The following is a 22593-nucleotide window of genomic DNA, read 5'->3' as shown; positions in this document are numbered from 1 at the left end:
CCCGGAGACACTCTCCGGGTGGGCCGCCGCCGTTCGTTCCGGACGGGGTGGAGCCGCGGAACCGGGCCGGACGGGGGTTTGGCCGCCCCGGCCCCGCGTCCGGCGTCAGGAGTCGCGTCGAACAGCCTCGACGCGACGGCGCCGGAGCACCATGCCGGCCCAGCCGACGCTGATCGCGGCGGCGCCGGCCAGCAGCAGCGGGCCGGTGGCCGACGTGCCGACGGCCGCGGCGGCGGTCGGGATCACGGCGCCGGCCGGGGAGTTGGGGTCGCCGCCGTGGCCGTGGTGGGCGACCGTGGACTTGGGCGCGCCGGCCGCGATCTGTGCGTCGCTGGGCGCGGCCGGGGCCTGCGCGGAGAGCGCCGAGACCGCCGGGGCGCCGGCCACGGTGGCCGCGCCGAAGTCGACGTCGGAGCAGCTGTAGAACGCCTCCGGGCTGTCGCTGCGCTGCCAGACCGTGTACAGCACCTGGCGGCCGGTGCGCTGCGGCAGGGTGCCGGCGTAGGTGTAGAAGCCGTTGGTGGCGGTGCGGTCGACCTGCACCTGGGCGACCGGCGTCGGGTCGAGGTCCGACCACTTCAGCGGCTTGGTGGGGTCGTAGCCCGGCTTGGTGATGTAGACGGTCTGGGTGCCCACGTGCGGCGCGGTGGTGCGGAACTGGAAGGTGAAGGCGCCAGCCTTGACCGCGGTGGCCGGCCAGTCGGTGCGCGGCCAGTCCAGGGCCTGGTACTTGTCGCGGTTGGCCGAGCAGAGCTTGCCGTCCGGGATCAGCGCCTTGTGGTTGCCGGCCGCGTTGGCGATGTTGACCTCGTTCCAGTCGTACAGCGGCTGGGTGCCGCTCGCGGCGACGAGGTCCTTGCAGATCTGGGACACCGGGTGCTCGGGGCCCTCGGCGTAGCAGGCGGCGACCCGGCTGACCGGGTTGGTCATGGTGCCGTGGGCGCTGGCGGTGCCTGCGGTGGAAACGGCCACCGCGAGGGCCGCGGCGCCGACCGCGCCGACGGACAGGGCACTTCGCTTGATGGACATGGGGTGGGGACTCCTTGACCGTCGTTCCGGGCGAGTGTGGGGGGAGCGGACACGCCTGCCCGTTCGGGGGCCGCCGGCCCGGACCGCGGACCCCTGGCCAGAGCGTATGATTGGTCTGGACCAGCTGGCAATAGTCGCGCGTGCCACGCTTTCTGACGGACTGTAGGCGCCCGAACAGGGCAAAGGCCCGACGGAACGGCCGGGTTAGGCGTTCCATCGGGCCCGCTTAAGGCTCCGGAAAGGTCGTCGGACGGCCGTTCGGACGGTCAGGCCGCCGCCGGCCGCCGACCGCTCACAGGAACGCCTTCCCCTCGCCCCGGTACGTCGGGACGGTCCGGACGATCCGGTCGCCCTCGATCAGGTGCAGTTCGGCGAAGCGCTCGCACAGTTCGCCCGCCTTGGCGTGCCGGAACCAGACCCGGTCGCCGATCAGCAGGTCGTCCGCGGCCGCGCCGAGCAGCGGGGTCTGCACCTCCCCGGCGCCCTCCATCGGGTCGTAGCGCAGCCCCTGCGGCAGGTACGGCACCGGCGAGCGGTCCGGGCCGGCCGGCCCGGAGGCGGGATAGCCGCCGCCGAGCACCGTCACCACGCCGACGCCGGGGCGGCGCACCACCGGCTGGCCGAACAGTGCGGCCGGACGGCCCTGGAACGAGCGGTAGTTGTCGAACAGCCGGGGCAGGTAGAGCCCGGAGCCGGCCGCGACCTCGGTGACCGCGCGCTCGGCCACGGTGGACTCCACGCTGCCGGTGCCGCCGCCGTTGACGAACTCCAGCTCGGCCACCCGCCGCAGCCGCCGGACCACGGCCGCCCGCCGCTCGGCCAGTTCGGTCCTGGCCCTGGCCTGCATCAGCCGGATCAGCTGCGAGCGCAGCGGCCGACCGGGCACCCGGTCGCCCACCCCGGCGACGTGCCCCTCGTAGGCCATCAGGCCGACCACCCGGAAACCCCGGCGGTGCTGGACGAGTTCGGCGAAGGCGCCGAGGTCCTCGGGGGTGCGCAGCGGGGAGCGCCGGGCGCCCACCCGGACCCGCCCGCCGAGCAGGTGCAGCGCGGTGTCCAGCTCCAGGCAGACCCGCACCTCGGCGTCGCCGCCGCGGGCCTTGTCGATCAGGTCCAGCTGGGCGGGGTCGTCGAGGACGACGGTGACCTCGCGGGCGAGCGCCGGATCGGCGGTCAGTTCGGTGTACCCGGCCCGGTCGGCGGAGGGGTAGGCGAGCAGGACGTCGCGCACGCCGGTGCGGGCCAGCCAGAGCGACTCGTCGAGGGTGTAGCTCATCACCCCGGCGAAGCCGTCCACGGCCAGCGCGCGGTCCAGCAGTGCCCGGCAGCGCACCGACTTGCTGGCCACCCGGATCGGCTTGCCGGCGGCCCGGCGCACCAGGTCGGCGGCGTTGGCGTCGAAGGCGGCGAGGTCGACGACGGCCACCGGACCGTCCAGGTGCGCGGTGGCCCGGTCGTACCGGAGGCGGTCGGAGACCGGAGCGGGAGCGGTCGCGGGTGCGTCGAGGATCACCATGGGCGCAGGGTGCCACACCGCACTACCGGTGGGTAGGCCCCGCGTGCAGGGAAATGGGGCGGCTCGCGCGCGGTGGCATAGGGTCGGGCGGGTGGACCGCAAAGACTTCTCCAACCCGGCGTTCGTCGGCAAGGGCATCCCGAACCCCGGCTTCTCCGACGACGACGGCACCGCCGACCCGGCGCTCGCCGAGGCCCTCGCCCGCTGGTCGCAGGACCGCGCGGCCGAGCCGGAGGTGCTGGCGGCACTGACCCCCACCCGGCTGATGGTCCCGATCGTCGCGATCCTCGGCGAGGTCGAGGTGGACGAGCACGGGCACAAGCACGAGAAGACCAGTGACATGGCCGTCCCGGTGCTGGAGGCCCCGGACGGGCGCCGCGCGCTGCCGGCCTTCACCTCGCTCGACTCGCTCGCCCGCTGGCGTGCCGACGCCCGCCCGGCGCCGACGGCGGCCCCGCAGGCCGCGATGGTGGCCTTCTCCGAGCGTGCCGACACCCTGCTGGTCGACCCGGCCGGGCCGGTGCCGTTCCAGCTGAGCGGCGCCCGGCTGCGGGCGCTCGCGGAGAACCGCCCGTTCCTGCCGCCGGTCCGGGACCCGGAGGTGCGTGAGGCGGTCCGCGGGCTGCTGGCGGCCGAGCCGCAGGTGCTCACCGGGCTGCTGGCGGCCTCGGAGGGCTCGGACGGGGTGCTCGCGGTGGTGTTCGACCCGGCGCTGGACCAGGACGGGCTGCAGGCGGCCGTGCAGCGGGTCGGGCGGGCGGTGGCCGCCGACCCGGTGCTGCGGGTGCGGCTGGACCGGGGGCTGGACCTCGCGGTGCTGCCGGCGAGCGCGGAGCTGCCGGGGGAGCCGCTCTACCGGCGCTAGGAACCCCGTCTACCGGCGCCAGGAAACGCGCCGGGGGCGGTGCGTCGTGTGACGCACCGCCCCCGCGTCGCGTCCGGGTCAGGAGTAGACCGGCCCGGTGAACTTCTCGCCCGGGCCCGTGCCCGGCGCGTCCGGGACGATGGAGGCCTCGCGGAAGGCCAGCTGCAGCGAGCGCAGGCCGTCCCGCAGGGGCGCCGCGTGGAAGTTGCTGATCTCGGGGGCGCCGGCGGTGACCAGTCCGGCCAGCGCGGTGATCAGCTTGCGGGCCTCGTCGAGGTCCTTGTCCTTGTCCCCGCCCTCGGCCAGGCCGCACTTGACCGCGGCGGCGCTCATCAGGTGCACCGCGACGGTGGTGATCACCTCGACGGCCGGGACCTCGGCGATGTCCCGGGTGAGGTCGTCGAAGCCGATCGCGTCGTCGTCCGCGCCGGGGGTCTTGGTGGGCTCGCTGCTCAAGGGGGGCTCGTTCCGTCGTGCCGGTGTCCGTACCCCTGGAGCGTACAAGGGCCCTTCCGGAGGCGGACAAAGGTGGTGAGGTGGGGCGGAATAGCGTTCGACTCCGCGGCGCTGTATGCTTCGAGACTGACCGGCCGGGATCCCGTATGGGCACCTGGCCAGCAAGAGGAGGCTCCACCCAGGAGGCCCGAGAGGGCAACCGCGAAAGTCTCCCACCTGGTCGACCTCAGGGTCGACGGGTCCCGGTCCGCGACGGGCGCCACGGCGCCGGGTCGCAGCAGCGCTCCTCACCAGGGTGTTGCCCCCGGATTGTGTGGAGCCCCGCTTGTACCGAGCGGGGCTTTTTTCGTGTCGCGGTGCACACGGTGCCGAACAGGTGCCGGGCAGCGCAGCACGAATGAAGCCCCGCCCAGTGGTCGAGTCCACTACGTGCGTCCGCCGTCCGACGGCCGCATCGCAGAAGGTGCAACCGAGGAGGCCCCATCAGCACCGAGCCCCGCATCAACGACCGGATTCGCGTCCCGGAGGTGCGACTCGTCGGTCCCAGCGGCGAGCAGGTCGGCATCGTGCCGCTTGCCAAGGCGCTGGAGCTCGCGCAGGAGTACGACCTCGACCTGGTCGAGGTCGCGGCGACCGCCCGGCCGCCGGTGTGCAAGCTCATGGACTACGGCAAGTTCAAGTACGAGTCGGCCATGAAGGCCCGTGAGGCGCGCAAGAACCAGGCGCACACGGTCATCAAGGAGATGAAGCTCCGGCCGAAGATCGACCCGCACGACTATGACACCAAGAAGGGTCACGTCGTCCGGTTCCTCAAGCAGGGCGACAAGGTCAAGATCACGATCATGTTCCGTGGTCGTGAGCAGTCCCGCCCCGAGCTGGGCTTCCGCCTGCTGCAGCGGCTCGCCGACGACGTCCAGGACCTGGGCTTCATCGAGTCGTCGCCGAAGCAGGACGGCCGAAACATGATCATGGTTCTTGGCCCGCACAAGAAGAAGACCGAGGCGATGGCCGAGGCCCGCGCCCTCGCCGACGCCCGCAAGGCCGAGCGTCAGGGCCGTACCCCCGGCTCCGACGCCGCCGCGGACGACGACCTGGCGGACGACGACCTGCTGGTCGACGACGAGGTCGCCGAGGACGAGGTCGCCGACGACGAGGCGACCGAGGCACAGGACGCCCCGGCCGAGGCGCCGGCCGTCGAGGCCGACGCTCCGGTCGAGCAGCCGGCCGCCTCCCAGGGCGCCTGAGCCTTCACCGGCCAGGGCGGCCCGGGAGACCGGCCCCAAGGTGACGGGGCGCCCCGCCCGGTCACACAGATCCATCCAGTTCACGCCCGCGTGGCGCAGGCCGCGCGGGCGCGGACGGGACCGACGAGGAGATACGGCGAAATGCCGAAGCAGAAGACGCACAGTGGCGCCAGCAAGCGCTTCAAGATCAGTGGCTCCGGCAAGGTGCTCCGCGAGCGCGCCGGCCGCCGCCACCTCCTGGAGCACAAGCCCTCGACGCTGACCCGCAAGCTGGCCGGGACCGTCGAGCTGGCCCCCGCTGACGCCAAGAAGATCAAGAAGCTTCTCGGCAAGTGATCGCCCTCCCGCCCGGCGCGAGCCGTGAGCGGGGCAGCTGATCCTTCCCGACCCATTCGAATGACGGACCACGTGAAGTAGTCCGTGGTCCAACCCAAGGAGTAATCAAGTGGCACGCGTCAAGCGGGCAGTCAACGCCCACAAGAAGCGCCGGGTCATCCTGGAGCGCGCCAGCGGCTACCGTGGCCAGCGCTCGCGCCTGTACCGCAAGGCCAAGGAGCAGGTCACCCACTCGCTGGTCTACAACTTCAACGACCGCAAGAAGCGCAAGGGCGACTTCCGTCAGCTGTGGATCCAGCGCATCAACGCTGCGGCCCGTGCCAACGGCATCACCTACAACCGCTTCGTGCAGGGCCTGAAGGCCGCCAGCGTCGAGATCGACCGCAAGATGCTGGCCGACCTGGCCGTCAACGACCCGGGCGCGTTCGCGTCGCTGGTCGAGGTCGCCCAGAAGGCGCTGCCGGCCGACGTGAACGCCCCCAAGGCTGCCGCCGACGCCGCCTGATCTTCCGAGATCAGTTGAGCTCTGACCGGACCCGCAGGCTCCCTGCGGGTCCGGTTCTGCGTTTCCCCGGATCTTCAGCGCCGCCCGCGATCCTCGGCGCCGCCCGCCACAGAGAACGAGACCATGCCGAGCACCGACACCCCCCTGCTCACCTCCCTGCGCTCGCCGCGCGTCGTCGCCGCCCGCCGGCTCGCCAAGCGGAACCAGCGCACCAAGGAACGCCGCTTCCTGGTCGAGGGCCCGCAGGCCGTCCGGGAGGCCGTCGCCTTCGGCCAGCTGCCGGGCTCGGCCGAGCACGCCGTGGTCGAGGTGTACGTGACCCCGGAGGCCGCCGAGCGGCACGCCGCCATCGTCGAGGCGACGCTGGCCGAGGGGCTGCCGGTGCTGACCGCCACCGACGAGGTGATCGCCGACATCTGCGACACGGTGACCCCGCAGGGCATCGTGGCGCTCTGCCGCTTCATCGACACCCCGTTCGCCGAGGTGCTCAAGGCCCGCCCCAAGCTCGTCGCGGTGCTCGCGCACGTCCGCGACCCCGGCAACGCCGGCACCGTGCTGCGCACCGCCGACGCGGCCGGCGCGGACGCCGTGGTGCTCACCGACGCCTCGGTGGACCTGTACAACCCGAAGGCCGTCCGGGCCTCCGTCGGCAGCCTGTTCCACCTGCCGGTGGCGGTCGGCGTGCCGGTCGAGGAGGCCGTCGCGCAGCTGCGCGCGGCCGGGGTCCGGGTGCTCGCCGCGGACGGCGCGGGGGAGCGCGACCTGGACCAGGAGCTCGACGAGGGCACCCTGGGCGCGCCCGGCGCGTGGGTGTTCGGCAACGAGGCCTGGGGGCTTCCGGAGGAGACCCGCGCGCTGGCCGACGAGGTCGTGCGCGTCCCGATCCACGGGCACGCCGAGAGCCTCAACCTGGCCACCGCCGCGGCCGTCTGCCTGTACGCCTCGGCCCGGGCGCAGCGCTCGCCCGGCGGCTGCCGCTCGAACGCCTGACCCGCACGCTCCCGGCGCCACCGGCCGAGGGCCTACTACAGGGGGCTGCGAGGCGCTAGGGTCTGCCTCTGTGGGGGGAACGGCACGGTGGGTAATCGGGGAGGACACCCATGGTCGGCAGCGGGCCAGAGCTCGACCCGGACGACCTACCGGACGGCCTGGTGGTCGCGGATGCGCTGGGCCGGGTGGTCTGCTTCAACCGGGCCGCGGCCCGGCTCACCGGCCTGCCCCCGGAGGCCGCGCTCGGTAGCGGGCTGGAGGACGTCCTCCCGCTGGAGGACCTGGACGGCCGCCGCTGGTGGCAGCTGACCGACCCGTACGGCGGCCTGGCCACCCGCACCGGCCAGCCGGAGCGCAACCTGCTGCTGCCCGGCGGCCGCGAGGTGCTGGTCTCCGCCCGGTACGTCCGGGACGTGCCGCTGGGGCCGCCGCAGCGGGTCGTGGTCGCGCTGCGCGGCACCGAGGCCCGGCGCCGCACCGAGCGCAGCCACGCCGAGCTGATCGCCACCGTCGCCCACGAGCTGCGCTCGCCGCTCACCAGCGTCAAGGGCTTCACGGCGACGCTGCTGGCCAAGTGGGAGCGGTTCACCGACGGGCAGAAGCGGCTGATGCTGGAGACGGTGGACGCCGACGCCGACCGGGTCACCCGGCTGATCGCCGAGCTGCTGGACATCTCCCGGATCGACGCCGGGCGGCTGGAACTGCGCAAGCAGGTCGTCGACCTGGCCGCCGCGGTGCGCCGGCACGTCGAGCGCAAGGTCGCCACCGGCATCCCCGAGGAGCGCTTCGACGTCCGGATCAGCGAGTCGCTGACCGTCCTGTGGGCCGACCCGGACAAGGTCGACCAGGTGCTGGCCAACCTGCTGGAAAACGCGGTGCGCCACGGCGAGGGAACTGTCACGATCGAGGTGGCACCGGCCAAGGAGGTCGTCGAGGCGCCCCTCTGGGAGCGCTCGGGCACCCCTCCCCGCATCGTGGAAGGAACCGCGGTCACCGTGAGCGACGAAGGAAGCGGCATCCCCGAGGAGTCGATGCCGCGCGTCTTCACCCGCTTCTGGCGCGGCTCCAAGCGCGGCGGCACCGGCCTGGGCCTGTACATCGTCAAGGGCATCGTGGAGGCCCACGGCGGCTCGATCCGGGTCGACCGGGCCCCCTGCGGCGGCGCCCGGTTCCGATTCATCCTGCCCGCCAGCGTTCCGGACTTCATGCTCTGAGAGAGCTCCGGGGTTCCGCTGGACGGGCTTCCAGACAGCCGCGCTACGCGCTGCGACTACACTCGACCTTTGGCGTCGTGGGACGCCCTGTGCGGCTGAGCCGCGGACACCCCTCCTCCCCGTCGTGCGGAGAACGGCTGCCCGTGCCCCGGCCACACCGGGCGTACCGCAGTGGAGAGCCACCCTTACCTGAGCACGGACGAGCAGGAGCACGGGAAGATAGAGATGTCGGCACCCAACAAGTCGTACGACCCGGTCGAGGTCGAGGCCCTCAAGCCCGAGGTGGTGGAGCAGGCGCGGGACGAGGCCGTCGCCGCCTTCGCCGCCGCCAGCACGCTCGACGAGCTGAAGGAGGCCAAGGTCGCCCACACCGGCGACCGTTCCGCGCTCTCCCTCGCCAACCGCGAGATCGGCGCCCTGCCCCCGCACGCCAAGGCCGCCGCCGGCAAGCTGATCGGCCAGGCCCGCGGCGCCGTCAACAAGGCCCTCGCCAAGCGGCAGGCCGAGCTGGAGGCGGAGCGCGACGCCCGCGTGCTGGTCGAGGAGGCGGTGGACGTCACGCTGCCGTACGACCGCGCCCCGCGCGGCGCCCGGCACCCGCTGACCACCCTGGCCGAGCGCATCGAGGACACCTTCGTCGCGATGGGCTACCAGGTCGCCGAGGGCCCCGAGGCCGAGGCCGAGTGGCTGAACTTCGACGCCCTCAACCTGGGCCCGGACCACCCGGCCCGCTCGATGCAGGACACCTTCTTCGTGCAGGCCCCGGACGGCTCCGCCGACTCCGGCGTGGTGATGCGCACCCAGACCTCCCCGGTCCAGGCCCGCACCCTGCTCGACCGCGAGCCCCCGGTCTACGTGGTCTGCCCCGGCCGCGTCTACCGCACCGACGAGCTGGACGCCACGCACACCCCGGTGTTCCGCCAGGTCGAGGGCCTCGCGGTGGACGAGGGCATCACCTTCGCCGACCTCAAGGGCACCATCGAGGTGCTGGTCGAGAAGCTGATCGGCGGCGGCCTGGAGCTGCGCTGGCGCCCCTCGTACTTCCCGTTCACCGAGCCGAGCGCCGAGATCGACCTGCAGTGCTTCGTGTGCCGCGGCGAGAGCGTCGGCAACCCGGACCGCCCCTGCCGGACCTGCTCCTCCGAGGGCTGGATCGAGCTCGGCGGCTGCGGCGTGGTCAACCCGCGCGTGCTGGTCGCCTGCGGCGTCGACCCCAACCGCTACAGCGGGTTCGCCTTCGGCCTGGGCCTGGAGCGGATCCTGATGAATCGTCACAACGTCGCCGACATGCGCGACATGGTCGAGGGTGACGTGCGCTTCACCCTCCCGTTCGGGATGGAGATCTGATGCGCGTCCCGCTTTCCTGGCTGCGTGAGTACGTCGACCTGCCGGCCGGCGAGACCGGCCGTGACGTGGCGGAGCGCCTGGTCCGGGCCGGCCTGGAGGTCGAGACCGTCGAGCAGCTCGGCGGCGACCTCAAGGGCCCGCTGGTGGTCGGCGAGGTGCTCTCCATCGAGCAGCTGACCGGCTTCAAGAAGCCGATCCGGCACTGCCTCGTCAACGTCGGCGACGCCAACGGCACCGGCGAGCCGCAGGAGATCGTCTGCGGCGCCAGCAACTTCGCCGTCGGCGACAAGGTCGTCGTGGTGCTCCCGGGCGCCGTGCTGCCCGGCCCCTTCCCGATCGCGGCCCGCCAGACCTACGGCCGGACCTCGGCCGGCATGATCTGCTCGGCCCGCGAGCTCGGCATGGGCGACGACCACGACGGCATCATCGTGCTCCCGCCGGAGTTCGAGCCCGGCACCGACGCGATCGAGCTGCTCCAGCTGGTCGACGAGGTGCTGGACATCGCCGTCACCCCGGACCGCGGCTACTGCCTGTCGCTGCGCGGCGTCGCCCGCGAGGCCGCCGCCGCGTACGGGCTGCCGCTGGCCGACCCGGCGCTGCTCGACGTGCCGCCGGCCAACTCCTTCGGCTACCTGGTCAAGGTCAACGACCCGGCCGGCTGCGACCGCTTCGTGGCCCGCACGGTCGTCGGCATCGACCCGACCGCCAAGTCCCCGATCTGGCTGCAGCGCCGCCTCCAGAAGGCCGGCATCCGCCCGATCTCGCTGACCGTCGACATCACCAACTACGTGATGCTGGAGGTCGGCCAGCCGCTGCACGCCTACGACAAGCAGCGCGTGAGCGGCCCGATCACGGTCCGCCGGGCGGAGCAGGGCGAGAGCCTCACCACCCTCGACGGCGTGCAGCGCAAGCTCTCCGCCGAGGACCTGCTGATCTGCGACAACAGCGGCCCGATCGGCCTGGCCGGCGTCATGGGCGGTGCCTCCACCGAGATCCTCGACCCGGCCGCCGGCCCGGGCACCACCGAGGTGATCATCGAGGCGGCGCACTTCGAGCCGGTCGCCATCGCCCGCGCCGCCAAGCGGCACAAGCTGCCCTCCGAGGCGTCCAAGCGCTTCGAGCGCGGCGTCGACCCGGAGGCCGCCCGCGCCGCCGCCCAGCGCGCCGTCGACCTGCTCGTCCTGATCGCCGGCGGCACCGCCGAGGCCGGGGTCACCGACATCGCCGCCCCGCACCCGGTGCGCACCATCACCATCTCCGCCGACCTGCCCGACCGGGTCGCCGGCACCGCGTACGGCCGCGAGACCGTGACCCGGCGCCTGCAGGAGATCGGCTGCTCGGTCGCCGGCGCCGACGTCCTGGAGGTCACCCCGCCGACCTGGCGCCCCGACCTCACCGACCCGTACGACCTCGCGGAGGAGGTCATCCGGCTGGAGGGCTACGACAACGTCCCCGCCCGGATGCCCAACGTGCCCCCGGGCAAGGGCCTGACCGAGGCCCAGCGCGTCCACCGCCGGATCGGCGTCGCGCTGGCCGGGGCCGGCTACGTCGAGGTCAACAACTACCCGTTCCTCGGCGAGAGCGCCTTCGAGGCGCTCGGCCTGGAGCCGGACGACCGGCGTCGGCGCACCGTCAAGCTGGTCAACCCGCTCAACGACGAGGAGCCGGCGCTGCGCACCACGCTGCTGCCGGGCCTGCTCGGCTCGCTGCGGCGCAACATCGGCCGCGGCAACACCGACCTGGCGATCTACGAGACCGGCACCGTCTTCCTGCCCAAGGACGAGCTGTCCGTGGCCCCGCGCCCGGCCGTCGACCGCCGGCCCAGCGCGGAGGAGCTGGCCGCGCTGGACGCCGCGCTGCCGGACCAGCCGCGCCGGATCGCCGTCGCCCTCGCGGGCGAGCGGCTGCCGTCCGGCTGGTGGGGCCAGGGCGCCGGGGCGTCCTGGGCGGACGCCGTCGAGGCGGCCCGTACGGTGGCCCGCGCGGCCGGCGTCGAGCTGACCGTCCGGCAGGGGCAGCGGGCGCCGTGGCACCCGGGCCGCTGCGCCGAGCTGGTCGTCACCGGCACCGACCGGGTGGTCGGCCACGCCGGTGAGCTGCACCCGCGCGTCGTCAAGGCGCTCGGGCTGCCGGCCCGCACCAGCGCGATGGAGATCGACGTCGACCTGCTCACCGCGGACGGCGCCGAGAAGGTCAACGGCCCTGCGGTCTCCGGCTTCCCGGTGGCCACCCAGGACGTCGCGCTGATCGTCGACGCCGCCGTGCCGGCCGCCGACGTGGAGGCCGCGCTGCGCTCCGGCGCGGGCGAACTGCTGGAGGCCATCCGGCTGTTCGACGTCTTCACCGGCGAGCAGGTCGGCGAGGGCCGCAAGTCGCTGGCGTACGCGCTGCGCTTCCGCGCCGCGGACCGCACGCTGACCGCCGACGAGGCGACCGCCGCCCGCGAGGCGGCCGTCGCCGAGGCCGTCGCCCGCACCGGCGCGGTGCTGCGCGGCGCCTGATCCCGTCAGGCCCGAAGGGCCCCGTCCGGACCGAGGTCCGGACGGGGCCCTTCGCGTTGTCCGGAGCCCGCCCCTGGGCCTGCGGTCTGACCTGCGTCTTTGAAGAGTCTTGAAGAGAGTTTGTCAAAACCCTTGCGGGGACGGGGAAGGAGGGCCTTAATTCTCGTTAGGAAAGTTTCCTAACCCCCCGAGGAAACGGAGCATCGTATGCGTCCCCAGCACCACCGTGCCCTCCGCATCGCCCTCGCCGCCGCCCTGGTGGCCGCGCCCCTCACGGTCGCGGCCGGCGCCGCCACCGCCGCGCCGATGTCCGCGACGTCCGTCCAGCTCAAGGGAGTCGGGCTGGACGACCCGCACAAGAAGGACATCGCGATGCAGCTGGTGTCCAGCGCGGAGAACTCCTCGCTGGACTGGAAGGCCCAGTACAAGTACATCGAGGACATCGGCGACGGGCGCGGCTACACCGCCGGCATCATCGGCTTCTGTTCCGGCACCGGCGACATGCTGGACCTCGTCCAGCACTACACCGACCTCAAGCCGGGCAACGTCCTCGCCAAGTACCTGCCGGCCCTGAAGAAGGTCAACGGCAGCGCCTCGCACACCGGCCTCGGCACCCCGTTCGTCAACGACTGGGCCGCCGCCGCCAAGGACACGGTCTTCCAGCAGGCCCAGAACGACGAGCGCGACCGGGTGTACTTCAACCCCGCCGTCAACCAGGCCAAGTCCGACGGCCTGCGCGCGCTCGGCCAGTTCGCCTACTACGACGCCATCGTCATGCACGGCCCCGGCAACAGCTCGGACAGCTTCGGCGGCATCCGCGCCGCCGCCCTGAAGAAGGCCAAGACCCCCGCCCAGGGCGGCGACGAGGCCATCTACCTCAAGGCCTTCCTGGACGCCCGCAAGGTGGTCATGAAGAAGGAGCAGGCCCACTCCGACACCAGCCGGGTCGACACCGAGCAGTCGGTCTTCCTCAACGCGAAGAACTTCGACCTCAACCCGCCGCTCAAGTGGAAGGTCTACGGCGACAGTTACGCCATCAACAGCTGACGGAACGCCGAGCGGGGCCCGGGAGCAGCACCTCGCTCCCGGGCCCCGCCGCCGTCCACCGGCCGGTGCTCAGGCGCTCGCGGTGTAGTCGTAGAAGCCGCGGCCGGACTTGCGGCCCAGCAGGCCCGCGTCGACCATCCGGGAGAGCAGCGGGGGAGCGGCGTACAGCGGCTCCTTGTACTCGTCGTACATCGACTCGGCGATCGAGACGATGGTGTCCAGGCCGATCAGGTCGCACAGCCGCAGCGGGCCCATCGGGTGGGCGCAGCCGGCCTCCATGCCCTTGTCGATGTCGGAGGCGGTGGCCACGCCCGACTCGAACATCCGCACCGCGGACAGCAGGTAGGGCACCAGCAGCGCGTTGACCACGAAGCCGGCCCGGTCGCGGGCGCGGATCGGCTCCTTGCCGAGCTCCTGGGAGGCGAAGGCCTCGACCCGCTCGGTGGTCACCGCCGAGGTGGTCAGCGTCGGGATGACCTCGACCAGCTTCTGCACCGGCGCCGGGTTGAAGAAGTGCAGGCCGATCACCTGCTCGGGGCGGGAGGTGGCGGCGGCCAGCTTCACGATCGGGATCGACGAGGTGTTGGAGGCGAGGATCGCGTCCCGGCGCTCGACCACCTGGTCCAGGGTCTGGAAGATCTTGACCTTGATGTCCTCGCGCTCGGCGACCGCCTCGACCACCAGGTCGCGGTCGGCGAAGTCGGACAGGTCCACGGTGAAGGTCAGCCGGGCCAGCGCCTCGTCCCGCAGCTCCGGGCTCAGCTTGCCGCGCTTGACCGCCGTGTCCAGGGAGTTGGTCAGCCGGGTGCGGCCGAACTCCAGCGCCTCGCCGCTGGCCTCCGCCACCAGGACGTCCAGCCCGGCCCGGGCGAAGACCTCCGCGATGCCCGACCCCATCAGGCCGCAGCCGATCACTCCGACGCGCGCGATGTCACTCACTCAGTTGCCCTTCGGTGGTGCTGGGGGTCGCCCAGCGAACTGGTGGCCCAGCGAGCTGCTGGTCAACGGGCCGGTGTGCCGGAATGGGTGCACCGGTCACCGTCCCGACGACGTTACTACTCCGTACCGGCCAGTAGGTCACCCCCTCCCCGGCCGGGTGCCAGTGCGAGACGTCGTCCGAACGGGTGAGGCCGGGCCCGCCGCCCGTGCGCCCGGGGCCGCGCCCGTGCGGCGGCCGGAAGAATGCCGCAGACGGGGGCCGGGGACGGGAAGGGAGCACACGGTGCCGACGGGATCGCTCGCAGGACAGGTCGCCCTGATCACCGGCGCGGGCCGGGGAATCGGCCGGGAGATCGCCATCGGCCTGGCCGCCGAGGGCATGGCCGTCGGCCTGGTCGGCCGCACCCACGGGACGTTGACCGACACCCTCAAGGAGTGCGCCCGGCACGGCTCCCGCGGCGTCGCCGTCACCGCCGACGTCACCCGCGCCGGCGCCGTCCGCGAGGCCGTCCGGGTCGTCGAACGCGACCTCGGCCCGATCGACCTGCTGATCAACAACGCCGGCCTGGTCGACCGCGCCGAGGTGCCGCTCTGGGAGACCGACGCCAACCAGTGGTGGCAGGTGATCGAGACCAACCTGCGCGGCCCCTACAACCTGCTGCGCTGCGTCCTGCCCGGCATGGTGTCCCGGGAGCGCGGCCGGGTGGTCAACCTCAACTCCGGCTTCGCCCTGCGCCCGGACGGCGACTACACCGCGTACGCCACCTCCAAGGGCGCGCTGCTCCAGCTCTCCGACAACATGGCGGACTCACTGGCCCGCCACGGCATCGTCATCCTCGACATCAGCCCCGGCGCGGTCGAGACCGACATGACCGCCGCGATGCCGATGTTCAAGGACACGACGACCTGGGGCTCCATCCCGTACATGGTCGCGGTCACCGTGGACGCCGCCCGGGGCCGCTTCGACGGGCTGCACGGCCGGTTCATCCACGCCGGGCGGGACGACCTGGAGGAGCTGGTCAACCGGGCCGCGGAGATCCGCGCGGCGGACGCCCGGACGCTGCGGATGCGCCCGTACAAGGCGGACGACCCGATGGGCTGAACGGGCCCCTCGGCCGGCGTGCTCCTCCCTGGTCCGCAGAGCGGTCAGGCGCACAGCTGACTGGCGGTCACCGGCTTCAGACCCGCCTTGGCGAGGCCGTCCAGGATGCCCGGCAGCGCGTCCACCGTGCACTGGTGGCCCATGTGCAGGGCGACCACCGAACCGCCGCGCACCGACTTCAGCACCCGGCGCTGCAACTCGGCGGCCGACGGGTCGTTGTAGTCGCGCGGGTCGACGTCGAACGACAGCACGTGCTCGTAGCCGACCGCCTTCGCCTGCTCGCGCACCGTCCGGGTGGCGTACTGGGCGGCGGACGGGCGGAACCAGCGGCCGATCGAGCCGGTGAGCCGCTGCAGCCGTTCGGCGCACTGGGCGATCTCGTCGTGCACCTGGGCGGCCGTCATCGTCGAGAGGTCGAGGTGGTTCTGGGTGTGGTTGCCCAGCTCGTGGCCGGCGTCCAGGATCCGGCGGGCCATCTGCGGCTGCTGGTCGAGCCAGCTGCCGACCGCCATCACGGTCAGCTTGATGCCGCGCTGCTCGGCGGCCTCCAGCAGCGCGGTGGCCTGCTTCGGATCGCCGCTGCCGTGGCAGGTCAGCGCCACGAACTTGCTGGTGCGCGGCCCGTTCACCACCTCGACCGGGGTGCCGGCGGCGAGCGGCGGCAGCACCGGCGGGGTCGGAGGCGTCGGCGGTGTCGGCGGGGGCGTCGCGGCCCCGGCGGCCGGCTCCGCGCCGGTGGCCGGGTCGGTACCGCCGCTCGGGTCGGTCCCGGTGGGCTGCGGCTCCGGCGGGGCGGACGGCACGGGGGAGGCCGGGCCCTCGCCGCCGTTCCAGGCCGGGTCGGTGGTGTGCTGCGGGTCGAGGGTGCCCGGGTGCACGGCGAGCACCCCGGCGTCGGCCCGGCGCGGGGCGCCGGAGGCACACGCGCTGAGGAACCCGCTGGCGGCGGTCAGGGCGGCCAGCTGGACGGCGGTGCGCAGTACGGTGCGGCGGTCGGCAGTCATCGGCAGTCAGCATAGAGACGGCGGCCACCCACGGCGATCCGAGGAGCGGCCCGGTACCGCCATTGACGTGCACACACACCACCGTCCGGGCGTTGCGTAAACCTGAACTGCCGGTGTTTCACCGGCGTGTCGTCGGATACGATCACGGCGCACCGCACGCCACGGGAGGGTGGCCGGGCCGGACGCGGGGTGACCCCCGTGGTACCGGGCGGGCCCGCCGGCCGCCGAGGCGGTGCCATCGACCGGCAGTGAGCACGGCAGAGGGGGGCGGAACAGGATGCACGAGGACAGCGCGATCGTCGGCGAGGCCACCGGCACCGACTGGGACTGGGCCAGAGCGGACGACTGGCAGCCGCCGAGCGAGCTCGACACCGGCGTCCCGCACACCGCCCGGATGTACGACTACTACCTGGGCGGCAAGGACAACTTCGAGGCCGACCGCAAGGCCGCCCAGGCCGCCATAGCGGCCTACCCCGCGCTGCCGCTGCTGGCCCGCACCAACCGGCAGTTCCTCGGCGACGCCGTGGAGTTCGCCGCCGGCCGGGGCATCCGCCAGTTCGTCGACATCGGCACCGGCATCCCGGCCGTCGGCTCCACCAGCGAGGTCGCCCAGCGGGTCGCCCCGGACGCCCGGGTGGTGTACGTCGACAACGACCCGATCGTCGCCACCCACGCCCGCGCCCTGCTGGCCGGCCACCCCGCCGGACACACCTCGGTCATCGAGGCCGACCTGCGCGACCCGGCCGCCATCCTCGGCCACCCGGGCCTGCTCGCCGCCGTCGACCTGTCCCGGCCGGTCGCGCTGATGCTCGTCGCCGTACTGCACTTCATCCGCGACGAGGACGGCGCCCAGCAGATCGTCCGCACCCTGCGCGACGCGCTCGCCCCCGGCAGCGCGCTGATCCTCTCCCACGGCAGCCCCGACTTCGCCTCCCGGGAGAGCGCCGCCGAAGGCACCCGCATCTACCGCAGCGCCAGCGCCCCCCTGGTGCTGCGCCCGCGCGCCGGCGTCGAACCCTTCTTCGGCGACTTCGAGTTCGCCGGCCCCGGCCTGGTCCAACTCCCGCTCTGGCGCCCCACCCCCGGTCACGTCCCCAGCACCGAACTCCCCGAAGGTTGGCAGGACGTCTCCGCCTACGCGGGCGTCGCGTTCAAGCCGTAGCCCCGGTTCACGAGGCGTCGGCCCCGGCGCCTCCCTCCTACGCCGGGACCGGCCTCGCACACCACGAACCCTAGGCCCGGCCACTGACAGCCCGTCACCCTCCCCGGCGCGTACCGGGAGAAATTGGCACGACAGCGCGGGCGGGCCGGTGTTAGCTTCCGCGCCATGGAACCCCTGAGCGAGAACGAGATCCGCGCGTCCTTCGTCAACTGCTCCAAGGGCGAGGCCCGTCGGCTCAACCTCCCCCGGGGCCTGGCGGAACTGCCCTGGGAGAACCTGGACTTCCTCGGCTGGCGGGACCAGGGCGCGCCCGACCGGGCCTACCTGGTGGCGCCGTACGGCGGCGAGCCGGTCGGCGTGACGCTGCGGGTGCCGACGGTCCGCCGCAGCCTCACCAAGACCAACGTCTGCTCGCTGTGCATCACCGCGCACGCGGGCTCCGGCGTCGCGCTGCTCGCCGCCCGCCGGGCCGGGGCGGCCGGGCGGGAGGGCAACACCGTCGGCACGTACATCTGCGCCGACCTCGCCTGCTCGCTGTACGTGCGCGGGCTGAAGAAGTCCGCCCTGGTGACCAGGCCCGACGAGTCGCTGCCGCTGGAGCGGCAGATCGACCGGACGGTGGGGAACCTGGCGGCCTTCCTCGCCAAGGTGCTCGCCGACACCGCGCACTGACGGGACTCGCCGACAGCGCGGGCCGGCGGGATCAGTGCCCGCGCAGCTGGTCGAGGTCGCGCCGCTCCCGCTTGGTCGGGCGCCCGGCGCCCCGGTCCCGCTCGCCGGCCGCTGCGACGAGTTCGCGCGGCGGCCGCGGCGGGCTGTTGTCGATCAGGCAGTCCGCCGCCACCGTCGCGCCGACCCGCTTGCGGATGAGCTTCTGCACCACGACGACCCGCTCGTAGCCCTCCTCGCGGACCCGCACCTCGTCCCCGGGGCGCAGCGCCTGGGCCGGCTTGACCCGTTCGCCGTTCACCCGCACGTGCCCGGCCCGGCAGGCGGCGGCCGCCAGCGCCCGCGTCTTGGTGAGCCGGACCGACCAGATCCAGCTGTCCACCCGCACGCTTCCCTCGTGTTCAGCCATCCCTGGAGCCTACCCAAGCAGCCCGGACCGGCCCGGGTTCGGACCCGGGCCGGTCGGCGCCCGCTACGCCGCCTCCGGCACCCTGCGGGCCGCCTGCGGGGCCTCCTGGACCGCCCAGCCGTTGCCGTCCGGGTCGTTGAAGAACACGAAGGAGTTCCAGGCCTCGCCGTGCCCGTCCACCCGGCTGCCCGCCTCGAAGTGCTGGACCGGGCTGACCTCGACGCCCCGGGCCGCGAGTTCGGCATGCGCCTTGTCGATGTTCGGCACCACCAGCTGGAGTCCCTTCACGGATCCGGGCGGCGCCCCGATGACCCCGGCGCCCACCACGATGGAGCACGTCGAGCCCGGGGGAGTCAGCTGGACGACCCGGACCCCGTCGCGCAACCGGGTGTCGTGGTCGACCGTGAAGCCGACCCGCTCCTCGTAGAACAGCTTCGCGCGGTCCACGTCCGACACCGGGACCACCACGACTTCGAGCTTCCAGTCCATCGCCCTCACCCCTCTCGGCCGGGCTCTTCCAGTATCCGTCGAAACGGTTCCCCGTCGGGCCGTCGGATAGCCTGAGAACACGATGAATCCCGAGATCACGCCCGCCGCGGCGACCCAGTTCAGCACGCCGTGGGGCGCCTTCGACCTCACCCGCTTCCCCGAGGACCCGCGTGAGCGGCTGCGGGCCTGGGACGCGGCCGACGAGTACCTGCTGCGCCACCTCGCGGGCGAGGCGGACAGCGCCGCCGGCACCGCGACCGACCTGGCCGGCCGCCGGATCGTCGTCCTGGGCGACCGCTGGGGCGCGTTGACCACCGCGCTGGCCGCCCACGAGCCGGTGCAGATCGTCGACTCCCACCTCGGCCGGCAGGCCACCCTGGCCAACCTGGCGCGGGCCGGCGCCACCGTCGACCCGGCCCGGCTGCTGACCACCCGGGACGCCCCGCCGGAGCGGATCGACGTCCTGCTGGTGCGCGTCCCCAAGAGCCTGGCCCTGCTGGAGGACCAGCTGCACCGGCTGGCCCCCGCCGTCCACCCGGGCACGGTGGTGGTCGGCACCGGCATGGTCGCCGAGATCCACACCTCCACGCTCCAGCTCTTCGAGCGGATCCTCGGCCCGACCCGCACCTCGCTCGCCGCCCGCAAGGCCCGGCTGATCTTCTGCACCCCGGATCCGGCGCTGGACCCCGGCCCCAGCCCGTGGCCGCACCGCTACGCGCTGCCGCCGGACGTCGGGGCGGTCTCCGGGCGCACGGTGGTCAACCACGCCGGCACGTTCTGCGCCGAGCGCCTCGACATCGGCACCCGCTTCTTCCTCGGCCACCTGCCGACCCCGGCGCCCGGGGCCCGGGTGGTCGACCTGGGCTGCGGCAACGGCGTGGTCGGCACGGCCGCCGCGCTGGCCGGGCCGGGTGCGGAGCTGGTGTTCGTCGACGAGTCCCACCAGGCGGTGGCCTCGGCGGAGGAGACCTTCCGCGCCAATCTGGGCCCGGACGCCCGGGCGGAGTTCCTGACCGCCGACGCGCTGGCGCCGGAGGTGGCGCCCCCGGGCTCGGTGGACCTCGTCCTGAACAATCCGCCGTTCCACTCGCACCAGGCCACCACGGACGCCACCGCTTGGCGGATGTTCACCGGTTCCCGGCGGGCGCTGCGGCCGGGCGGGGAGCTGTGGGTGGTCGGCAACCGCCATCTCGGCTACCACGTCAAGCTGCGGCGGCTCTTCGGGAACTGCCAGCTGGTGGCGGGCAACCCCAAGTTCGTGGTGCTGCGCGCGGTCAAGCGGTAGTCCGGCGTCCGCCCGGTCGGTGGCGGTTCGGTCGCGGGCCGGTGGCGGCCCGGCCGGGCGGACGCAGGGCGGTTTTCGGGCGTTCTTCGGGGTCCTGACCGCAGCTTCTTGCATGAATGTTCCGTGCTGCGTATATTCATGCCACAACAAAGGAGGAACGCCATGGCATTGCGAGTCGCCGTCGCCGGCGCGAGCGGATACGCGGGCGGCGAGGTGCTGCGTCTGCTGCTCGGCCACCCGGAGGTGGAGATCGGGGCGCTGACCGGCGGCTCGAACGCGGGCACCCGGCTGGGCGTGCTCCAGCCGCACCTGATCCCGCTCGCCGACCGCGTCCTCGAACCCACCACCCCCGAGGTGCTGGCCGGCCACGACGTGGTCTTCCTGGCGCTGCCGCACGGCCAGTCCGCCGCCGTCGCCGAGGCGCTCGGCGACGACGTCCTGGTGGTCGACTGCGGCGCCGACTTCCGGCTCCGCGCCGCCACCGACTGGGAGCAGTTCTACGGCTCCGCGCACGCCGGCACCTGGCCCTACGGCCTGCCCGAACTCCCCGGCCACCGGGCCGCGTTGAAGGGCAGCAACCGGATCGCCGTGCCCGGCTGCTACCCGACGGCCGTGTCCCTGGCGCTGTTCCCGGCGTACGCGGCCGGACTCGCCGAGCCGGAGGCCGTCGTGGTCGCCGCCTCCGGTACCTCCGGTGCGGGCAAGGCCGCCAAGACCCACCTGCTGGGCAGCGAGGTCATGGGCAACGTCAGCCCGTACGGCGTCGGCGGCGTGCACCGGCACACCCCGGAGATGGTGCAGAACCTCACCCCGGTCGCGGGCGAGCCCGTCACCGTCTCCTTCACGCCGACCCTCGTCCCGATGCCGCGCGGCATCCTCGCCACCTGCTCCGCCAAGGCGCGCCCCGGCGTGACCGCCGAGAGCCTGCGCGCCGCCTACGCCGAGGCGTTCGCGGACGAGCCGTTCGTCCACCTGCTGCCCGAGGGGCAGTGGCCGCAGACCAGCAGCGTCTACGGCGCCAACACCGCCCTCGTCCAGGTCGCGCTGGACGCCACCGCCGGGCGGATCATCGCGATCAGCGCGATCGACAACCTCGTGAAGGGCACCGCGGGCGGCGCGGTGCAGAGCATGAACATCGCCCTGGGCCTGCCCGAGGAGCTGGGCCTTCCCGTGAACGGAGTCGCACCGTGAGCAACAGTACGAACGTGGGCGTGACGGCCGCCAAGGGCTTCCGGGCCGCCGGCGTGACCGCGGGCATCAAGGCCTCCGGCACCCCGGACCTCGCCCTGGTGGTCAACGAGGGCCCCGCGCTCGCCGCCGCCGGCGTCTTCACCGCCAACCGCGTCAAGGCCGCGCCGGTCGTCTGGTCCGAGCAGGTCCTCAAGGGCGGCCAGGTGTCCGCCGTGGTCCTCAACTCCGGCGGCGCCAACGCCTGCACCGGCCCGCTCGGCTTCCAGGACACCCACGCCACCGCGGAGAAGGTCGCCGAGGAGCTGGAGCTCAACGCCGGCGAGGTCGCCGTCGCCTCCACCGGCCTGATCGGCGAGCGCCTCCCGATGGACGTCCTGCTGCCCGGCGTCGCGCTGGCCGCCCGGGAGCTGAGCGCGACCGGCGGCGAGGCCGCCGCGATCGCCATCAAGACCACCGACACCGTGCACAAGACCGCCCAGGTCGCCAGCCCGGCGGGCTGGACGGTCGGCGGCATGGCCAAGGGCGCGGGCATGCTCGCCCCGAGCCTGGCCACCATGCTGGTCGTGATCACCACCGACGCCGACCTGGACGCCGCCGCCCTGGACACCGCGCTGCGCGGCGCCACCCGCACCACCTTCGACCGGATCGACTCCGACGGCTGCATGTCCACCAACGACACCGTGCTGCTGCTGGCCTCGGCCGCCTCCGGCGTCGTCCCGGACGCGGCCGAGTTCGCCGAGGCGGTCCGCACCGTCAGCGCCGACCTGGCCCGCCAGTTGATCGCCGACGCCGAGGGCGCCAGCAAGGACATCCGGATCGACGTCACCGGCGCCGCCACCGAGCAGGAGGCCGTCGACGTCGCCCGGACGATCAGCCGCAACAACCTGCTCAAGTGCGCGATCCACGGCGAGGACCCCAACTGGGGCCGGGTGCTGGCCGCGATCGGCACCACCGACGCCGCCTTCGACCCGGACCGGCTGGACGTGGCCATCAACGGCGTCTGGGTCTGCAAGGACGGCAGCGTCGGCGAGGACCGCACCCTGGTGGACATGGCCGGCCGCGAGGTCGTCATCACCGCGAACCTCAACGCCGGTACGGCGAGCGCCTCGTTGTGGACCAACGACCTCACCGCCGACTACGTCCACGAGAACAGCGCCTACTCGACCTGATGCCCGACAGGTGACGCGCGCCACCGATGCGCGACACCTGACCCGCGACACCCGATGCGCGACACCCGTTCGGACGAGGGACACCCGTGAAGATCGCACCCAAGGGCGAACAGGCCCGCAACAA

Annotated in this window: 22 protein-coding genes; 15 read left to right on the top strand and 7 right to left on the bottom strand. The window is 73.4% G+C overall.

From position 1 onward, the window contains the following. Positions 1–105: 105 nt before the first annotated feature. Together ACFVTF_RS36240 and ACFVTF_RS36235 are read right to left on the bottom strand one after the other, a co-directional pair. Positions 106–1029 carry a lytic polysaccharide monooxygenase gene (locus ACFVTF_RS36240; RefSeq protein WP_387818301.1) on the bottom strand — a complete coding sequence of 308 codons (924 nt, stop codon included), beginning with the start codon at positions 1027–1029 and terminating at the stop codon, positions 106–108. A gap of 292 nt (positions 1030–1321) precedes the next feature. Then, a complete protein-coding gene (locus tag ACFVTF_RS36235; RefSeq protein WP_371516259.1) occupies positions 1322–2545 on the bottom strand; it encodes an alanine racemase in 1224 nt (407 codons plus the stop codon). Between the two features lie 91 nt (positions 2546–2636). On the opposite strand from ACFVTF_RS36235, the gene ACFVTF_RS36230 reads away from it, so the two are divergent. Continuing rightward, positions 2637–3410 carry an SseB family protein gene (locus tag ACFVTF_RS36230; RefSeq protein WP_387818299.1) on the top strand — a complete coding sequence of 258 codons (774 nt, stop codon included), beginning with the start codon at positions 2637–2639 and terminating at the stop codon, positions 3408–3410. Positions 3411–3488: 78 nt separating this feature from the next. Here ACFVTF_RS36230 and ACFVTF_RS36225 read toward each other — a convergent pair whose 3' ends face one another. Next, positions 3489–3866: a DUF1844 domain-containing protein gene (locus tag ACFVTF_RS36225; RefSeq protein WP_350877933.1), complete on the bottom strand. Its 378-nt coding sequence runs from the start codon at positions 3864–3866 to the stop codon at positions 3489–3491. 482 nt (positions 3867–4348) lie between these two features. Here ACFVTF_RS36225 and infC point away from each other — a divergent pair, with 482 nt between their 5' ends. From infC to ACFVTF_RS36185, 8 genes are all read left to right on the top strand, one after another. After that, complete coding sequence (gene infC / locus ACFVTF_RS36220) at positions 4349–5110, top strand: translation initiation factor IF-3 (RefSeq protein WP_371522593.1); 762 nt, start codon at positions 4349–4351, stop codon at positions 5108–5110. A 141-nt stretch (positions 5111–5251) separates the two neighbouring features. Then, positions 5252–5446 (top strand): 50S ribosomal protein L35, encoded by a 195-nt coding sequence (gene rpmI / locus ACFVTF_RS36215; protein WP_030055648.1) that lies wholly within the window; start codon positions 5252–5254, stop codon positions 5444–5446. Between the two features lie 109 nt (positions 5447–5555). Continuing rightward, a complete protein-coding gene (rplT, locus tag ACFVTF_RS36210; protein ID WP_030055649.1) occupies positions 5556–5951 on the top strand; it encodes a 50S ribosomal protein L20 in 396 nt (131 codons plus the stop codon). A 123-nt stretch (positions 5952–6074) separates the two neighbouring features. Continuing rightward, positions 6075–6941, top strand: coding sequence for an RNA methyltransferase (locus tag ACFVTF_RS36205; RefSeq protein WP_350877932.1), 867 nt, complete (start codon positions 6075–6077; stop codon positions 6939–6941). 110 nt (positions 6942–7051) lie between these two features. Continuing rightward, positions 7052–8155, top strand: a complete 1104-nt coding sequence (locus tag ACFVTF_RS36200; RefSeq protein ID WP_063346858.1) for an ATP-binding protein — start codon at positions 7052–7054, stop codon at positions 8153–8155. A gap of 225 nt (positions 8156–8380) precedes the next feature. Beyond that, positions 8381–9502 (top strand): phenylalanine--tRNA ligase subunit alpha, encoded by a 1122-nt coding sequence (gene pheS, locus ACFVTF_RS36195; RefSeq protein ID WP_363372880.1) that lies wholly within the window; start codon positions 8381–8383, stop codon positions 9500–9502. Next, on the top strand, positions 9502–12003 hold the full coding sequence (gene pheT, locus ACFVTF_RS36190) for a phenylalanine--tRNA ligase subunit beta (RefSeq protein WP_387818296.1): 2502 nt from the start codon (positions 9502–9504) through the stop codon (positions 12001–12003). Before pheS ends, pheT begins: the two co-directional genes overlap by 1 nt. A 207-nt stretch (positions 12004–12210) precedes the next feature. Beyond that, entirely contained in the window at positions 12211–13050 is an 840-nt protein-coding gene (locus tag ACFVTF_RS36185; protein ID WP_387818294.1) for a chitosanase, read from the top strand. Between the two features lie 69 nt (positions 13051–13119). On the opposite strand, the gene ACFVTF_RS36180 is transcribed toward ACFVTF_RS36185, so the two are convergent. Further along, on the bottom strand, positions 13120–13989 hold the full coding sequence (locus ACFVTF_RS36180; RefSeq protein WP_363583810.1) for a 3-hydroxybutyryl-CoA dehydrogenase: 870 nt from the start codon (positions 13987–13989) through the stop codon (positions 13120–13122). 283 nt (positions 13990–14272) lie between these two features. Here ACFVTF_RS36180 and ACFVTF_RS36175 point away from each other — a divergent pair, with 283 nt between their 5' ends. Further along, a complete protein-coding gene (locus ACFVTF_RS36175; RefSeq protein WP_371516256.1) occupies positions 14273–15091 on the top strand; it encodes an SDR family NAD(P)-dependent oxidoreductase in 819 nt (272 codons plus the stop codon). 44 nt (positions 15092–15135) lie between these two features. Here ACFVTF_RS36175 and ACFVTF_RS36170 read toward each other — a convergent pair whose 3' ends face one another. After that, complete coding sequence (locus tag ACFVTF_RS36170; protein ID WP_387818292.1) at positions 15136–16095, bottom strand: polysaccharide deacetylase family protein; 960 nt, start codon at positions 16093–16095, stop codon at positions 15136–15138. 277 nt (positions 16096–16372) lie between these two features. On the opposite strand from ACFVTF_RS36170, the gene ACFVTF_RS36165 reads away from it, so the two are divergent. Both ACFVTF_RS36165 and ACFVTF_RS36160 read left to right on the top strand, forming a co-directional pair. Then, entirely contained in the window at positions 16373–17257 is an 885-nt protein-coding gene (locus tag ACFVTF_RS36165; RefSeq protein ID WP_387818290.1) for an SAM-dependent methyltransferase, read from the top strand. A gap of 165 nt (positions 17258–17422) precedes the next feature. Continuing rightward, entirely contained in the window at positions 17423–17929 is a 507-nt protein-coding gene (locus tag ACFVTF_RS36160; RefSeq protein WP_387818288.1) for an FBP domain-containing protein, read from the top strand. 31 nt (positions 17930–17960) lie between these two features. Here the strand turns inward: ACFVTF_RS36160 and ACFVTF_RS36155 are convergent, their stop codons facing one another. Both ACFVTF_RS36155 and ACFVTF_RS36150 read right to left on the bottom strand, forming a co-directional pair. Further along, positions 17961–18335, bottom strand: a complete 375-nt coding sequence (locus ACFVTF_RS36155; protein ID WP_371516252.1) for an RNA-binding S4 domain-containing protein — start codon at positions 18333–18335, stop codon at positions 17961–17963. A gap of 63 nt (positions 18336–18398) precedes the next feature. After that, complete coding sequence (locus ACFVTF_RS36150) at positions 18399–18824, bottom strand: VOC family protein (RefSeq protein ID WP_371516251.1); 426 nt, start codon at positions 18822–18824, stop codon at positions 18399–18401. A gap of 82 nt (positions 18825–18906) precedes the next feature. Between ACFVTF_RS36150 and ACFVTF_RS36145 the strand changes: the two genes are divergently transcribed. From ACFVTF_RS36145 to argJ, 3 genes are all read left to right on the top strand, one after another. Further along, complete coding sequence (locus ACFVTF_RS36145) at positions 18907–20109, top strand: methyltransferase (protein WP_387818285.1); 1203 nt, start codon at positions 18907–18909, stop codon at positions 20107–20109. 162 nt (positions 20110–20271) lie between these two features. Continuing rightward, positions 20272–21300 carry an N-acetyl-gamma-glutamyl-phosphate reductase gene (gene argC / locus ACFVTF_RS36140; RefSeq protein WP_371516249.1) on the top strand — a complete coding sequence of 343 codons (1029 nt, stop codon included), beginning with the start codon at positions 20272–20274 and terminating at the stop codon, positions 21298–21300. 14 nt (positions 21301–21314) lie between these two features. Continuing rightward, positions 21315–22469, top strand: coding sequence for a bifunctional glutamate N-acetyltransferase/amino-acid acetyltransferase ArgJ (argJ, locus tag ACFVTF_RS36135; protein WP_387818303.1), 1155 nt, complete (start codon positions 21315–21317; stop codon positions 22467–22469). The last annotated feature ends 124 nt before the right edge of the window (positions 22470–22593 follow it).

The organism is Kitasatospora sp. NPDC057940, assembly GCF_042887425.1.
GTDB lineage: Bacteria > Actinomycetota > Actinomycetes > Streptomycetales > Streptomycetaceae > Kitasatospora.
This window is presented reverse-complemented; position numbering and strand designations above follow the sequence as displayed.